Raw genomic sequence first — 14,531 nt, forward strand, 5'->3', positions numbered from 1 at the left:
CCGAATGTGATTCAGGTAACAGCAAAAAGACCGAATGTTGCGGAATTGACGCAACATTTCGTGTTTCCTATTTCCTGCACGGTCTCCGGGAGGCGAGGACATCAAAACGGCGGCCCGGTGAGCTTGCCGAGAATCAGCACGTCCACCCGGCCGCCGGAATGGTGCAAGACGGTGGGGGTCAAGCGGGAAGGAGTTGCTTAGTCCCTGGTGGGGTCCGGGCGCAACGGGGCCGGACCGGGATCCGGAACGGGAAGCGGGCCCGGCGGTTCGGGGGTCGGGAATGGGCTGGGCGGCGGTGTGGGGCCGGAAGGGTCGGGCCCGTTCGGATTGGGCCGCATGGGATCGGGACCCGGTTCCGGCGGGAATGGCTCGGGTTCGTGCACTGGCGGAATTGTCATGGCTGCCCCTCGGCTGCTCGATTGTTTCCGGTTTGCGGACGCGAGTTCAGGATACGCCCGCGCCCTGCGGCGGGGACAGGGTTCGGGCGGGACGCACTTTCGCGGCCCCGGCACACTGCGCCTGAGCCGGCTGCCTGGCTGCCGCTCTCCCCCGGTAGCGAACGGCCGCCCCATTTGTCAGGGCGGATCTATATATTGAGGGAATGACCCAGACTCCACTGCAGCACTCCGCAGACAACTCCGCCGCGGCCTCCCCTGCGCCCCCCGTCGCCAAGAAAGTGCCTGCAAAGCGCACCCACCACGGCGACACATTCGTGGACAACTACGAATGGCTCCGGGAGAAGGAATCCGACGAGGTCGTGGCACACCTAAGGGCAGAGAACGCGTACCAGGAAGCCGTCACCGCCCACCAGGAACCGCTGCGGGATGCCATCTTCCAGGAGATCAAGGGCCGGACCCAGGAGACTGACCTGTCTGTCCCCAACCGCAAGGACGGCTGGTGGTATTTCAGCCGGTCAGTGGAAGGCAAGGAGTACGGCATCCAGTGCCGCGTCCGCGCCCAGGACACCGGCAACAGGGTGGCCGACTGGACGCCCCCGGCGGTGGAGGCCGGCGTCGAAATTCCTGGCGAGGAAGTCCTGCTGGACTGCAACGTGGAGGCCGAAGGCAAGCCCTTCTTCTCGGTGGGCGGCTCGGCAGTGACAGTGGACGGAAACCTGTACGCCTACGCCGTGGACAACTCGGGGGATGAACGCTTCACGCTGCGCATCAAGGACCTGCGCACCGGAGACCTGCTGCCGGACGTGATCGAGAACGTTTTCTACGGCGTCTCTTTCTCCCCGGACGGCACCCGGATCTTCTACACCGTGGTGGATGATTCCTGGCGGCCGTACCAGGTCAAAGCCCACGTGCTGGGCACGCCTGTCTCGGAGGATGAGGTGATCTACCAGGAGGACGACGTCGCCATGTGGCTGGGCTTTGAGCTCTCCTCCGACCGGCGTCACCTCGTGCTGGGAATCGGCTGCTCCGAGTACAGCGAAACGCGGCTTCTGAGATTTGACGACCCCTCCGCCACCCTTACCACCGTGATCTCCCGCGACGAGCGCGTCCTGTACGAGGCCGAACCGTTCCTGCTCGAGGGCCCTGACGGGCAGAAAACTGAGCGCATCGTTATCACGCACAACCGGAACGCGGTGAACTCCATGGTTTCACTGGTGGACCCGGCCGAACTGGCAAAGCCGCTGGCCGAGCAGCAGTGGGTCACCGCCGTCGAGCATTCCGACGACGTCCGCGTCAACGGCGCGGGGGTCACCTCCACGCATCTGGTGGTCTCCGTCCGGAAGGACACGATCGAGCGCGTTCAGGTGATCTCCCTGGCGGGGCTCGGTACGCCTTCCCAGGAGGCCCCGGTCGAACCCGCCTTTGATGAGGAGCTGTACACGGCCGGAGTTGGCGGCTCCGATTACGAGGCCCCGGTGATCCGGCTGGGCTACACCTCCTACTTCACGCCGTCGCGGGTCTATGATTTTGTGCTGCCCACTCCGGAGCAGCCGTCCGGCCAGCTGCTTCTCCGCAAGGAAAGCCCCGTGCTCGGCGGCTACGACGGGAACGACTACGTGGCCACCCGGGAGTGGGCCGAGGCCGAGGACGGGACCAGGATTCCCCTCTCCGTGCTGCGGCACAAGTCGGTTGCCCGGGACTCCACCGCGGCCGGCCTGGTCTACGGCTACGGCTCCTACGAGTTGAGCATGGATCCGGGCTTTGGCATCGCCCGGCTGTCGCTGCTGGACCGCGGGATCGTCTTCGTCATCGCGCACATCCGCGGCGGCGGCGAACTCGGCCGGCACTGGTACGAGAACGGGAAGAAGCTCAGCAAGAAGAACACGTTCACGGACTTCATCGCCGCCACCGACTGGCTGGCGGCGTCCGGCTGGGTTGCGCCCGCCCGGATCGCTGCCCTTGGCGGTTCGGCCGGCGGCCTGCTCATGGGTGCCGTGGCCAACCTCGCCCCGGAGAAGTACGCCGCCATAGTGGCCGAAGTGCCGTTCGTGGATGCGCTGAACACCATTCTTGACCCGGAGCTGCCGCTGTCGGCGCTGGAATGGGAAGAGTGGGGCAACCCCATCACCGACCCCGCGGTGTACCAGTACATGAAGTCGTACACCCCCTATGAGAATGTCCGCGAGGCCGCCTACCCGAAGATCGCCGCCGTGACGTCCTTCAACGACACCAGGGTGCTCTACGTGGAACCGGCCAAGTGGGTGCAGGAGCTGCGCAACAAGACCACCGGATCCGAGCCGATCGTCATGAAGATCGAAATGGACGGCGGCCACGGCGGCGCCTCCGGCCGGTACGTGCAGTGGCGCGAACGGGCCTGGGACTACGCCTTCATCGCCGACTCCCTCGGCGCCACGGAGCTCCTCCCGGGCGCCGGACTCAAGTAGGCATCACGGCTCCGTTACGGTAACCCCTGCCAGGCGCTGGACCAGAGCCAGGCCGGCCGGGCTGCCCGGCCAGTGGCGTTCCAGCGGTTCCTTGCCGGCTCCGCGGATGACGGAGCGGAGCACGAACGCCACGATGATGACATCGTCGGCGTAGCCGATCACAGGCAGGAAGTCCGGGACCAGATCGATCGGCATCAAAAGGTACACCAGCAGCAGAACCAGCCGCACGCGGAGTCCCCTCCGCAGGGCCCGATCCGCCGTAAGTCGGCGCAGCAGCGTGAGCAGGTCCGGCAGCAGCCGCATGGCTTCCTTCATGCCCACCGTCTCCGGGTGACGACGGGCGTAAAAGGCCAGCAGGACCAGCAGCACTGCGTAGACCAAGGCGATCCCGCCGATGACGGCAATCACAGGCTCCCACCAGTTCATTCTGCGCCCACCTCCTGCGTCTTCTCGGCGATAGTCATCATGCTTAGTATTGTGCAGTGGCATCTTCGGTGCACCTGTCCGCTGGGGGCAGGGAAACCGGTGCCGGAACTGGAGCATAGCGTGAGCAATGAACAGGACATGACGCCGCTTTCCGACGACGAGCTCAACGCGCAGGCGGGAACTGCCCTGCCCGACAAGGAAGTCGCGTCAGTACTCGACCTCAACGCCGACCTCGACCTCGGCATCAGCGCAGCTGCGCCGATCGACCTCGCGGTGGCGGCGAACGCAAACGTTGCCGCCCCGATTGACGCTGCAGCCTCGGCCAACATCCTCTCTTTCGGCTCCGAGTCGCAGGCTCTCGCCGATCAGGGCGTCATCATCAACCAGGGAATTACGGCCGACGCCACCGCCGAATCCACCCAGGACAGCACCATCACCCAGGGCAGCGGGACGGCGGATGGCGGCACAGTCATCGACGGCGGCGAGGTGCCCGACGGAACACTGCCTGACGGAACACTCCCCGACGGCGCATTGCCTGACGTCGGTGCCGTACCCGTGGATCCGGCAGCCGCCCTGGACGGCGACCTCCTGAACGTGAATGTGGACCTCGCCGCGGACGCCGACATCGCCGCACCGATCAACGGCGCCGTGGCAGCCAATGCCAACGTGGCCGCGCCGATCGATGCCGCTGTGGCAGCCAATATCGGATCCATCGACAGCGACGCCTTCGCCGTGGCGCAGCAGGACGCCATCATCAACCAGAACATAGATGGTTCAGCAGCTGCCACTGCCGACCAGCAGTCCGACCTAGAACAGTAAATCCTCGATGAGTATTGCGCCCGGCGGGCCGTCCCATCCCGACGGCCCGCCGGTTCCCTCCCCTGCCGCCGTCGATACCCATCAACGCCAGGTTCCCGTCCGCGCGGACGGCGTCGAGCTGATCGGCAGTGCCAAAGGATCCGGCTACCGGGAACCGCCGTTCCTGGTCCGCCGCTCCGACGGCCAGGCCATCCAGCTGACCAGTCTGTTGTTCCTCGTGCTGGAGGCCATCGACGGCAAGCGGGACACCACGGAAATCGCAGAACACACGAGTCTCCGTTTCGGAAAATTGGTCAGCGCCGACAATGTTCAAACGCTGATCGAGGGCCAGCTGCTGCCGCTGGGGCTGCTCCGGCTTGCCGATGGTTCCCAGCCTGGTGTCCGGAAGGCTGACCCGCTGCTGGGGATGCGCTTCCGCTACACGGTCACCGACCCGGAACGGACGCGGAAGCTGACGTCGCCCTTCGCTGTGCTCTTCCATCCGCTGATCGTGGCGGCAATGACAGCAGCCTTCGTGGCCTCGTGCTGGTGGGTTCTCATGGTCAAGGGGCTGGCGTCCGCCACTCATGACGCCTTCGCCAACCCCGGCCTGCTACTGCTCATTTTCGCCATTACTGTCCTCTCGGCCGGCTTCCACGAGTTCGGCCATGCAGCTGCCGCCCGCCGCGGAGGGGCCACGCCGGGAGCGATGGGAGCGGGCATTTACCTCATTTGGCCGGCCTTCTTCACCGACGTCACGGACTCATACCGGTTGGGACGCGGGGGCCGGCTGCTGACCGACCTCGGCGGCCTGTACTTCAACGCGGTCATCGCCGTTGCCATCATGGGCCTCTGGTGGGCCACGGGCTACGACGCGCTGCTGCTGGTGGTGCTCACACAAATCCTGCAGATGGTCCGCCAGCTCCTGCCCCTGCTCCGCTTCGATGGCTACCACATCCTTGCCGACGCGACCGGCGTACCGGACTTGTTCCAACGCATCAAGCCCACGCTCCTGGGCCTCCTGCCATGGAACTGGCGCAAGCCAGAGCCGGAAGCCCAGGCCCTGAAGCCGTGGGCGAGGACTGTCATCACAGCCTGGGTCCTGCTCACCGTGCCGCTGCTCCTGGCCAGCCTCGTGCTGATGGTCCTTGCCCTGCCGCGGCTGCTGGGCACCGCATGGGCCAGCCTTCAGCACCAAGGCGCCATTCTCGCCGGCAGCGTCACGAGCGGCAACTTCGCCGACGCCGCAGTACGATTCCTGGCGATTATCGCCGTCGTTCTGCCGTTGCTGGGCATCGGCTACATGCTGGTGCGGCTGGTGCGCCAGCTGGGCGCTGGCCTCTGGACGAAGACCCGCGGCAGGCCGCTGCAGCGTGGCACGGCCCTTGCCGCCGTCGCCGCCGTCCTTGCCGGACTCACGTGGGCGTGGTGGCCCGCACCTGACACGTACCGGCCAGTGCAGCCTTACGAACGCGGAACACTCTTCGACGCGACGGCCGCCGTCTACCCTGCTTTGACAGGAGGTCCGTCCGGGGCACCCCTGCAGGAGGGGCGCGAGGGTAAAACAGTGGCGCTGTGGCCCGAAGGCGCCGAACTGCCCACCCGCGACAAACCTCAGCTCAGCATGGTGCTGGTGCCCCGGCAGGACGCGCCGGCTCTTTCCGGCGCCGGTGACCAAACGGTCCCGCGTGGGGCCGGTGACCAGGCAACTCAACCCGCAGCCGGGGACGGGCGGGGCGCGGCGCCATCGTGGGTTTTCCCTTTCGACAAGCCTCCGGCACCTGAGGAGGACGGCAACCAGGCCCTGGCGGTGAATACGGCCGACGGTTCGGTGACATACGACGTCGCCTTTGCGCTCGTCTGGGCTGAGGACGGACCGGTAGATACGCGCAACGAAGCTTACGCCTTCGCCAGCTGCGCAGACTGCGCAGCTGTGGCCGTCGGCTTCCAGGTGGTGCTGATCGTCGGCCAGGCTGACGTTGTAGTGCCGGAGAACCTCTCGGCAGCCGCAAACTACAACTGCGTCCGGTGCCTCACCTACGCCCTGGCCAGCCAGCTGGTCCTGACGCTGGATGGTCCCCTGAGTGCCGACGGCATGGCGCGACTCGCCGAACTGTGGGAGGAGATCGCCGAGTTCGGCCGCACGCTCCAGGGCGTCCCCCTGTCCGAGATTCAGGGGCGGCTCGAGGCGTACAAGCAGCAAATCATGGACATCATCCGGAGCGACCCGAGTGCGTCGCCCGGCACGAGCCCTGCACCGGTGACAGGCACAAGCCCGGATCCGAGGACCGGAAGCGGGCAAACGCAGCCGCCGTCCGGTGCGTCCACAGCAACTCCGGCGCCTGCTCCCCGGGCGACCGGACCTGGCGCTCCTCCTGCCCCGGCGCCTTCCGGAGTAACTCCCGCTCCGGTGTCCACGGCTCCCGCACTTCCTCCTGCACCTGCCCCGGCGCCGGGTCCGGCCGGGGCGGAGAGTCCGGCCGGGGCGGAGAGTCCGGCCGGGGCAGAGGCACCGGCTGACACCGCGACGGCCACGCCGACCCCGGATGGAACAGCCCCGTAACCGAGGAGCCGGTCCCCTAGCCGCTGATCGGTGACGGGCGTGGATCGATGAGGGGCTAGGTCGATGTGAGACCTGGGTCGGTGCAGCGGCGGGTCCGTCCGCCGTCCGTTTGCCGGAAAAGGCCGCATGCAGGGTTCCCAGGCGGCCCTTTCCGTCACATGGCGCCGGCAAAATAGCCCTATATTTGGACCGTGCTCTCATCCCTGAAGAAATACTTGCTGGTCCCCAGACTCGTGAAGCTGTCCGCCCAGGCGCCGAAGGATCCGCACGCGGCCTGGGACCAGTACTGGGCCAACATCACCAGCACCGGCGCCCAGGGAGACGTCTTGTGGGACTCCGGCGACGACCACGAACTGCTCGGCCACCTGGAACACCTGAAGCGGCAGATGCACCCGGAGCTTCCCATCGTGGACATCGGCTGCGGCGACGGGGCGTTCAGCCGGCGGCTGGCCGCCCACTTCCCCCACGTTCTGGGCGTGGACGTGGCCGCCACCGCCATTTCACGTGCCCGCGCTGAATCCGAGGGAATGGAGGGCATCTCCTTCGTGGCAGTGGACATGACAGCGGCCGGAGCCGCACGCTCCGTCGCCGCGGCGCTGGACGCCGCCGGCATGCCGGGGGAAGCCAATCTCTTCATCCGCGGTGTTCTCCATGTGCTGAAACCCCGCGCCCGGGCCGCCCTCGCCGGGCAGCTGCACCAGCTGGTGGGCAAGCACGGCCGCGTCTTCCTGGCCGAAACAGACTTCCGGGGCAATGCCGTCGAGTACGTCAGCCATCTTGGCGCCACGCGCCACGGCATACCGGCGCCCCTCGCGGCTGCGATCCGCGGCCTGCCGATGCCCGGGCGCTTCGGGCCGGCCCAGCGCGTACGGGCTTTCCCCGAGGCCCGCTGGGATGTGGTGGAGGACGGGCCAACCGTCATCGAAACGCGCCCGCTGACCTCCAACGAGCCGGAACGGATCCCGGGATACTTCGCCGTGCTCCAGGCCCGCTGACCGCGGCCCCTGAACGGCCCGCCTGAACAGCCGCCCCAAGCAGCAGGTGCCCGCTATGTGACTTTGAGCCAGGCCAGGGCGTCATGCTCCGAGGTGAAGAACTTCGTGGGGCACGGAAGCCTGTTGATGCCGAGAATGAAGTTGGCTATCACGCGGTCCACAGGCGAGGAGCCGAGCAGCGCGATCCTCGATGCCTGGCAGGGCCGCCCGAATACGGCGCGCGCTCCGCGGCTCACCACAGCCGTAGTGGCCATGTCCACGAGCAGGGGATGGCACCGGGCACCGCAGAGGGCATTCACCTCCTCCATGGCGGATTCCGCATCCGCTTCAGTGATGCTGGCACCACGCGCCCAAGTGAGCCGAAGGAGGCCTTCGGCGTCCAGGATCAGGTCAAACAGCGTGTTCCGGCCGCTGATATCGGCATTCATTATTGAGACCTCCGCGGTGTAGAAAGACAGTTATCAAGCTACCGTCCGCCCGGGCCGCGGCCAATGCGGCGCGGGGGCTGATAATGTGAGTCGAAAATCACGGTAGCCGCACGGCGACGCGCAACACGGGGGGCATAGTGGTAAAGGCACCGGCGGAGAGTGTTTCCGGACCGCGGGTAGCTGTGGTCGCAATTCCTGACGCGGACCGGCTGGCCGCCACGGGAAACGTCCTCACCGCTGCCGGCTTTACCGTCCATTCAGCGTCCGACGGCGGGACGCTCGCCATGGAGCTGGCCCGGACCGATGCCGCCATCGTGGTGCTTGATCCCCGCCTGACCGATGAATTTTCCTGGGAGGGCACACCGGTGCTGCTCCTGGTAGACCTCACGGACGACTTCGACCTGTCCCAGCTGGAGCCGTGGGGCGCTGCTGATTACGTTTCCCGAAACGCCAGCGCGCAGGAACTGGTCCACCGCGTGGAAACTCTGATCGCGCGGGCACAGGAACGCCGCCGGATCCGGGGGGAGGCCGAAGCCCTGCGGGAAAGCCTGCGCAACGTCTCCGCGGCCATCCGCGGCACCAACAGCCCGCAGCAGATGGCCGGGCACCTGGTCCGGGGTTTTGGCGAGTCGCTCGGCGCGGACCACGTTTGGTTCACCAGTTTCCAGGATCCGAGAGTCCCCCGGATCACCTCACAGTGGTGCAGGCAGGGCCTGTCACAGCTTCCGGACTCGCTCGGCTCCTACGAGGATGCTGCCCGGGACCTGGCCAAGTGCCTGTGGTCCGAAGCCGAGGTCCTGGCGGTGGCAGACCACCAGGCGGAACCCGCCCCGCCCCGCGCCGACGGGCTGCAGGAATGGTTCGGGCCCACCACTGCGCGCTCGTCCGTGCTGGTCCCTGTCGGCGATAACGACTCCGCGCTCGGCATCATTTGGATCGCACAGCTGGACGCGCCACGGGAGTGGACACGCGCCGAGATCGCCCTTGTCCAGCACGTTGCAGGAAATCTGGCGCACAGCCTTATCCAGGGCCACCTCATCAGCGCACAGGTGCAGGTTCTGCAGCAGCTCCGGGAACTGGATAAGGCCAAAACCGACTTCCTCGCCACCGTTAACCACGAGCTCCGCACCCCGCTGACCTCCATCACTGCCTACCTCGACATGATCCGCGATGGCGCCGGTGGTCCGGTGCCGCCGGGCATCGAATCCATGATGGAGGTCATCTCAAGGAACTCGGACCGGCTGCGGCGGCTCATCGAGGATCTGCTCACCGTGTCACAGCAGGATGGTTCCGGGCGCCTGCACCTCAAGCAGGTGGAGCTGGGCCAGGTCCTGCGGATCGTGGTTGCCGCACTGCGCCCGCTGGCTGAAGCGCGCAACGTGGTCATCATGGGCGCCGATTCCCACGAGGATGTGAAGATCCGGGCGGACGAAACGCAACTCGAACAGGTCTTCACCAATATCGTGGCGAACGCCATCAAGTTCACGCCCGACGGCGGGAGGATCAGTATCAGTGTCATGCTGGGTCGCGCCGGGGACGGAAGCCAGTCGGCCGTCGTTCGGGTCGCGGATACCGGGGTCGGAATTCCCGAACAGGAAATTGCCCAGGTCTTTACCCGTTTCTATCGGGCGTCAAACGCGTCCTCTGCGGCGGTGCCGGGCAGCGGCCTGGGTTTGGCAATAGCCTACGACATTGTGCGGCGCCACAATGGCTCCCTTGAGATGAAGTCATCGCTGGGTTCGGGAACCACAGTGTCGGTTTATCTGCCGGTCACGGGACCTGAACAGTAGCGACCCTTTGGGGAGCGGCGGACTCTAACAGCCATACAGGATGCAAAATAAAACTGCCCCGGAGCATAAGGCCCGGGGCAGTTTTAGTGCGTCTTTACCTAGAGACCGGAATTAGTTGGGCCACGAACCAACACGGGAGTATGTGACTGTGGTCGTCTCGGAGGATGAGGACGTGGTGGTGTCCTTGTCCTGCTTCGGCGCGGCATTAGCAGGAGCAGCGAAACCTGCCACCGCCAGGATGCCGGTCATCAAAAGTGTTGCGGCAAATTTCTTCATTCCGCTGTTCCTTTCCTATAGTGAGGTGCATACGGTTACGGCGACAGTATACGGTTCTTTCCTCAAGTTTCTGCAAGGTTTTTACAAGGATTATCTGCTAGAGAAAATCCACCCTTTTTAGTAAAAGAAAGTCCCGTAACAAGTCCGTGCAAGCTGTGGCTGTAATGACGCAAGGTCCAGTCCATGGATAATTGAAATCATGCCGATGTCTCAAGATTTGTCGCCGTTCGTGATTGCCGAGCTGGAGGCCCGTGAAAGCTGGAAACGGCGCGACTACATTGCTGGTTACACGCAAGCTGGCCACGCCGCGGAGCTCGCCATTGCAGCGGGCGATGAGCACCGGTGGTGGAAGATGGTGCTGCTGCAGGCTGAATGCCTCCGGGACCAGGGCTCCTTTGAGGAATGCGAACTGCTTGCGCATAAGCTGGCCGCTCATCCAGTTTCCGCGTCCGTCCCGGATCTAGGCGCCCGCGCCCACATCCTGCTGGCCCAGTCGTTGCAGGCGTTGGGCAAACTTCCGGAGGCTGTCGAGTCGGCATCGATGGCTGCCGGCCTGGTGGCCGGCGACTTCGAAAATGTCTACCTTCACATCCAGGCGCAGCAGGCCCTCATTGCCGCCCTCGCCGAAAGTGGTCGGTTGGCGGAGGCGTGGCGGGAGTGCCTGGTGCTGGAGTCCCTGCTCACCGACATCATTGACGAGGACACAGCTGGCAAGGCCTACTGGGTGATCGGCAACGTCGCCTTCCTCACGCAGCGGGCCACGGAAGGCAGCGAGTACCACGATATGGCCGGTGAAAGGCTCTCCCCCTCGCGGGATGTGGACCTGTGGGCGCGCTTCAACCGCGCCTCGGCTGACATGCGACTGAAGGCCCAGCTCAGCGACGGCGCCACACTCCGCTGCATCGAACGCGCAGAACTGGCTACGGAGGTGGTGGGCGGCAGCGAGCGCGACCTCCTGGAGATGGCGTTGGTCCGCGGTCACTGGTACTACGTCACCGGGGACCTTGACGCTGCAGTGCAAATCCTGGCACCCGTCCGCAGCAAGTTCCACATCCTTGCCAGCCACACAGCCGCAGACGCTGCCTTCATCTTGGGCAAAGCCATGATGGAGCAGGGAAACGACACTGAATCGCTGCAGATTCTTGAAGAGGCGGCTACGCTGTTCGATACGGCTGCCGCAACGGAGCGGAGCGCCATGGTGCGGGACTACCTCGTCTCCATCAAGCGTCAGCAGCGGTTCCATCAGGGGGGATAAGTGTCAGAAGCAACGACGGTTCCCGTCGCACGTTCGAGAACGCCGGACGCAACAAACCATCCGATGGCCCCCGGCGTTGCCTGCACGGTACTGCCGAACCTGGCCGTCCGGGCGGTGCTGCCCCAGGGCGCGGATCTCACTGCGGCCACTATCGCTCAACTGCGCCAGCAGATCAGCGAACGTGTCGGAGACCGGAGGGCCGCCGTCGTACTTCATCTCACCGGCGTAGCATCAGTGAGTCGCACGGCGCGGGCCACCTTCGCGGCTATTGACGGCGTGTCCGCCTGGGCGCTCGTCGGCGAAAGCCCCGTGGACCGGCTGCTTGGGCATTTTCTCCTCGGGGCAGAATTCCCCTCAGCCCGGGCAGAATACTTCACCTCGGACCGTGAAGCCCTCGACTGGTTGGCCGGTCCGGACGCGGCTTAGTGACGAAAATGTTTGATGACCGCGATCCTCGGCTCGGGCAGCTCCTCGACGGTATTGTGCGGCTCGCGGCGGGTGAGCTGCATTCCCGCATTGAGATTTCAGAGGCGAGGGACGAGCTTGATGCCGTGATCATGGGCACCAATCTGCTCGCTGAAGACCTTCAGATGATCTACGAGGAGCTGGAGCAGCGTGTGGAATCACGCACCCAGATGCTCAGGGCAGCCCACCTGGAGATGCAACGGATGGCGCTCACCGATCCCCTGACCGGCCTCTACAACCGCTCTGCGCTGGTCACTGCTGTAAACGAGGCCCAGGCGCAAGCGGAGGACCACGGCCTGCCGCCGGCACTGCTGCTGCTGGACCTTGACGCGTTCAAGAGCATTAATGATTCGCTTGGCCATTCAATCGGTGACCACGTATTGACCGAAGTAGGGAAGCGGATCCGAAGCTCGGTCCGTGAGGGCGACATGGTGGCCCGGCTAGGAGGCGACGAATTTGCCGTTCTGCTCCCTGCGAGCTCGCCCGCCCAAGCCAAGGTGGTGGGAACCCGGATCCTTGATGCCCTCAGCGGAACGATAGAAGTGGACGGCAAGACCATCCGATGCGGGGCCAGCGTGGGCCTTCGCATTGCAGACCGCGGCGAGACGTCCGAGGCCCTTCTCATGGAAGCCGACATCGCGATGTACGCTTCGAAGGCGGACGGCCGCAGCAAACTCCGGGTGTTCGAACCGGGCATGCTCCATGCGCGGCAGCTCCGGAACCAGCTGGTGGGGGAACTCCGCCAGGCCATCACCGGGTCGCAGCTGGTGCTGTTCTACCAGCCAGTCATTGAACTGGCCACCGGCCGGATCGAAGGCGTAGAGGCACTGGTCCGCTGGCAACATCCCACCCGCGGCCTCATCATGCCGGACGAGTTCATCCCCGTTGCCGAGGAGACGGGCCTCATCTCCGAACTGGGCAAATGGGTCCTCAAGGCCGCCGTGGAGCAGCTGCGGCGCTGGCGCACGACCCCCGAAACCAGCAGGCACGATTTCTCGATGCGGATCAACATCTCCGCGGCCGATCTTCAGCGCCTTGAGTTCATCGAGGATGTCCGCGACGCCTTGAGCGCCAGCGACATGGACCCGGCGCTGCTCGTCCTGGAACTGACCGAAGGGGCCATCATCCAGGGCAACGAACTGGACCGCTACACGCTGGCCAGCCTGCGCAAACTCGGTGTGGGCCTTGAGATCGACGACTTCGGCACCGGATATTCCTCCATCAGCTACCTAAGGCGGCTGCCAGTGGACCGGGTCAAGGTGGACCGCACGCTCCTCTCCGCCCTGGGCAGCGACCCCGCCCAGCCTGCCCTGATAGCCGCCATCCTGCAGCTCATTCGGGCCTGCGGACTCGAAGCCGTGTGGGAGGGCGTGGAAAACGCGGAACAGGCCGAGCACCTGCGGAGCACCGGGTGCATCAGCGGACAGGGCTACTACTTCAGCCGGCCCCTGCCCGAGGCTGAGTTCACGAAGCGCCTGGCCGACCAGGACGTCTGGCCCGGCTGAGCAGGCGGGCGCATACGGTTTTCGACAGGCTCAACCAGTGAGCACCAACGCTGTGGCCTCCGCGATCGCCCGCTCCTCGTCCGTGGGCACCACCAGCACCGGAATGAGCGAGGCCGCAGTGGAAATCACCCGGGGTTCCTTCGACCGCTCGCTGTTCAGGCCGGCGTCGAGCTCAATGCCCAGCGCACCGAGCCGCTCCCCCACCATCGCGCGGAACTGATGCGAGTTCTCGCCGATCCCCGCGGTGAACACCAACGCCTTCGCCCCGCCCACAGCCACATGGTAGCCGCCGATGTACTTGGCCAGCCGGTAGGACGTCACGGCGAGCGCCGTGGCCGCACGGGCATCGCCGGCCTCGGCCGCCTCCACCACGGAGCGCATGTCGTTGTTGCCGGCCAGGCCTTTGAGCCCGGATTCGCGGTTCAGCATGGTGTCGAGGTCCTCGGCGTTCCAGCCGGTGCGTGCCAGGAACACGAGGATGGACGGGTCAAGGTCGCCGGAGCGGGTGCCCATCACGAGGCCTTCGAGCGGAGTAAAGCCCATCGACGTGTCCACGGACTTGCCGCCCCGGATCGCCGTGACCGAGGCGCCGTTCCCCAGGTGGGCGATCACGCCGTCGAACTCTTCCACCGGAATATCCAGCAGCCCTGCAGCCTGATGGGTGACGTATTCGTGCGAGGTCCCGTGGAAGCCGTAGCGGCGGATGCCGTGGTTCGTGTAAAGCTCGTCCGGGACGGCGTAGCGCCAGGCGTGCTCGGGCAGGCTGCGGTGGAAGGCCGTATCGAACACCGCCACCTGCGGCATGTCGGGCCACTTCTTCGAAATCGCGCGGATCCCCAGCACGTTGGCCGGGTTGTGCAGCGGTGCCAGCGGGTTGAGCCGCTCGATGGCCCGGGTGATCTCGTTGTCGATCAGCACGGGCTCGCCGAACCGTTCCCCGCCGTGCACCACACGGTGCCCCACCGCATCCAGCTCCCGGCCGCCGAGCACCTCGTGGATGGCTGCGTCCACCAGCTCGAGCGCCTCGGCATGGTCGGCGGGACCGACCACCTCGCCGTCGCCCTGGCCCCCGGTGGACATGCCAATCCGCTCGATCAGCCCTTCGGTGAGGATGCTGTGGGACGCCACATCACGCACCTGGTACTTGAGCGAGGACGAGCCGGAGTTGATGACGAGCACGAGCATGGG

At 65.7% G+C, this 14,531-nt stretch carries 12 protein-coding genes; 8 read left to right on the forward strand and 4 right to left on the reverse strand.

All coding sequences use genetic code 11. The features are described from left to right. Window positions 1-601 precede the first annotated feature (601 nt). Window positions 602-2,842, forward strand: a complete 2,241-nt coding sequence (locus ACIP90_RS10525) for a S9 family peptidase (RefSeq protein ID WP_400579210.1) — start codon at window positions 602-604, stop codon at window positions 2,840-2,842. A 3-nt stretch (window positions 2,843-2,845) separates the two neighbouring features. Here the strand turns inward: ACIP90_RS10525 and ACIP90_RS10530 are convergent, their stop codons facing one another. Continuing rightward, a complete protein-coding gene (locus ACIP90_RS10530; protein WP_400579212.1) occupies window positions 2,846-3,268 on the reverse strand; it encodes a YkvA family protein in 423 nt (140 codons plus the stop codon). A gap of 138 nt (window positions 3,269-3,406) precedes the next feature. On the opposite strand from ACIP90_RS10530, the gene ACIP90_RS10535 reads away from it, so the two are divergent. The 3 genes from ACIP90_RS10535 (at window position 3,407) to ACIP90_RS10545 (ending at window position 7,624) form a co-directional block, all read left to right on the forward strand. Continuing rightward, window positions 3,407-4,087 (forward strand): peptidoglycan-binding protein, encoded by a 681-nt coding sequence (locus ACIP90_RS10535; RefSeq protein WP_400579381.1) that lies wholly within the window; start codon window positions 3,407-3,409, stop codon window positions 4,085-4,087. A 7-nt stretch (window positions 4,088-4,094) separates the two neighbouring features. After that, window positions 4,095-6,629 (forward strand): hypothetical protein, encoded by a 2,535-nt coding sequence (locus ACIP90_RS10540; RefSeq protein ID WP_400579214.1) that lies wholly within the window; start codon window positions 4,095-4,097, stop codon window positions 6,627-6,629. A gap of 191 nt (window positions 6,630-6,820) precedes the next feature. After that, on the forward strand, window positions 6,821-7,624 hold the full coding sequence (locus ACIP90_RS10545) for a class I SAM-dependent methyltransferase (RefSeq protein WP_400579215.1): 804 nt from the start codon (window positions 6,821-6,823) through the stop codon (window positions 7,622-7,624). 53 nt (window positions 7,625-7,677) lie between these two features. Here the strand turns inward: ACIP90_RS10545 and ACIP90_RS10550 are convergent, their stop codons facing one another. Continuing rightward, the gene (locus ACIP90_RS10550) at window positions 7,678-8,052 is read right to left on the reverse strand and encodes an STAS/SEC14 domain-containing protein (RefSeq protein WP_400579217.1); all 375 of its coding nucleotides are present in this window, start codon (window positions 8,050-8,052) and stop codon (window positions 7,678-7,680) included. A gap of 137 nt (window positions 8,053-8,189) precedes the next feature. On the opposite strand from ACIP90_RS10550, the gene ACIP90_RS10555 reads away from it, so the two are divergent. Continuing rightward, window positions 8,190-9,842 (forward strand): ATP-binding protein, encoded by a 1,653-nt coding sequence (locus ACIP90_RS10555; protein ID WP_400579218.1) that lies wholly within the window; start codon window positions 8,190-8,192, stop codon window positions 9,840-9,842. Between the two features lie 111 nt (window positions 9,843-9,953). On the opposite strand, the gene ACIP90_RS10560 is transcribed toward ACIP90_RS10555, so the two are convergent. Then, entirely contained in the window at window positions 9,954-10,118 is a 165-nt protein-coding gene (locus tag ACIP90_RS10560; RefSeq protein ID WP_400579219.1) for a hypothetical protein, read from the reverse strand. A 205-nt stretch (window positions 10,119-10,323) separates the two neighbouring features. Between ACIP90_RS10560 and ACIP90_RS10565 the strand changes: the two genes are divergently transcribed. From ACIP90_RS10565 to ACIP90_RS10575, 3 genes are read left to right on the forward strand one after another with little or no spacing between them, the layout of a single operon-like run. After that, window positions 10,324-11,373, forward strand: a complete 1,050-nt coding sequence (locus tag ACIP90_RS10565) for a hypothetical protein (protein WP_400579221.1) — start codon at window positions 10,324-10,326, stop codon at window positions 11,371-11,373. After that, on the forward strand, window positions 11,374-11,799 hold the full coding sequence (locus ACIP90_RS10570; RefSeq protein ID WP_400579223.1) for a hypothetical protein: 426 nt from the start codon (window positions 11,374-11,376) through the stop codon (window positions 11,797-11,799). It begins immediately after the preceding gene. 8 nt (window positions 11,800-11,807) lie between these two features. Continuing rightward, entirely contained in the window at window positions 11,808-13,343 is a 1,536-nt protein-coding gene (locus ACIP90_RS10575) for a putative bifunctional diguanylate cyclase/phosphodiesterase (RefSeq protein ID WP_400579224.1), read from the forward strand. A 30-nt stretch (window positions 13,344-13,373) separates the two neighbouring features. Here the strand turns inward: ACIP90_RS10575 and ACIP90_RS10580 are convergent, their stop codons facing one another. After that, on the reverse strand, window positions 13,374-14,528 hold the full coding sequence (locus tag ACIP90_RS10580) for an acetate kinase (RefSeq protein WP_400579226.1): 1,155 nt from the start codon (window positions 14,526-14,528) through the stop codon (window positions 13,374-13,376). Window positions 14,529-14,531 lie beyond the last annotated feature (3 nt).

It is taken from the genome of Arthrobacter sp. NPDC093139, assembly GCF_044754165.1.
In the GTDB taxonomy this organism is placed as follows: Bacteria; Actinomycetota; Actinomycetes; order Actinomycetales; family Micrococcaceae; genus Arthrobacter.

Coding starts and splice junctions, on each gene's coding strand:
- ACIP90_RS10525 (WP_400579210.1), top strand. CDS start 602: ATGACCCAGACTCCACTGCAGCACTCCGCAGACAACTCCGCCGCGGCC.
- ACIP90_RS10530 (WP_400579212.1), bottom strand. CDS start 3,268: ATGAACTGGTGGGAGCCTGTGATTGCCGTCATCGGCGGGATCGCCTTG.
- ACIP90_RS10535 (WP_400579381.1), top strand. CDS start 3,407: ATGACGCCGCTTTCCGACGACGAGCTCAACGCGCAGGCGGGAACTGCC.
- ACIP90_RS10540 (WP_400579214.1), top strand. CDS start 4,095: ATGAGTATTGCGCCCGGCGGGCCGTCCCATCCCGACGGCCCGCCGGTT.
- ACIP90_RS10550 (WP_400579217.1), bottom strand. CDS start 8,052: ATGAATGCCGATATCAGCGGCCGGAACACGCTGTTTGACCTGATCCTG.
- ACIP90_RS10560 (WP_400579219.1), bottom strand. CDS start 10,118: ATGAAGAAATTTGCCGCAACACTTTTGATGACCGGCATCCTGGCGGTG.
- ACIP90_RS10565 (WP_400579221.1), top strand. CDS start 10,324: ATGTCTCAAGATTTGTCGCCGTTCGTGATTGCCGAGCTGGAGGCCCGT.
- ACIP90_RS10575 (WP_400579224.1), top strand. CDS start 11,808: ATGTTTGATGACCGCGATCCTCGGCTCGGGCAGCTCCTCGACGGTATT.
- ACIP90_RS10580 (WP_400579226.1), bottom strand. CDS start 14,528: ATGCTCGTGCTCGTCATCAACTCCGGCTCGTCCTCGCTCAAGTACCAG.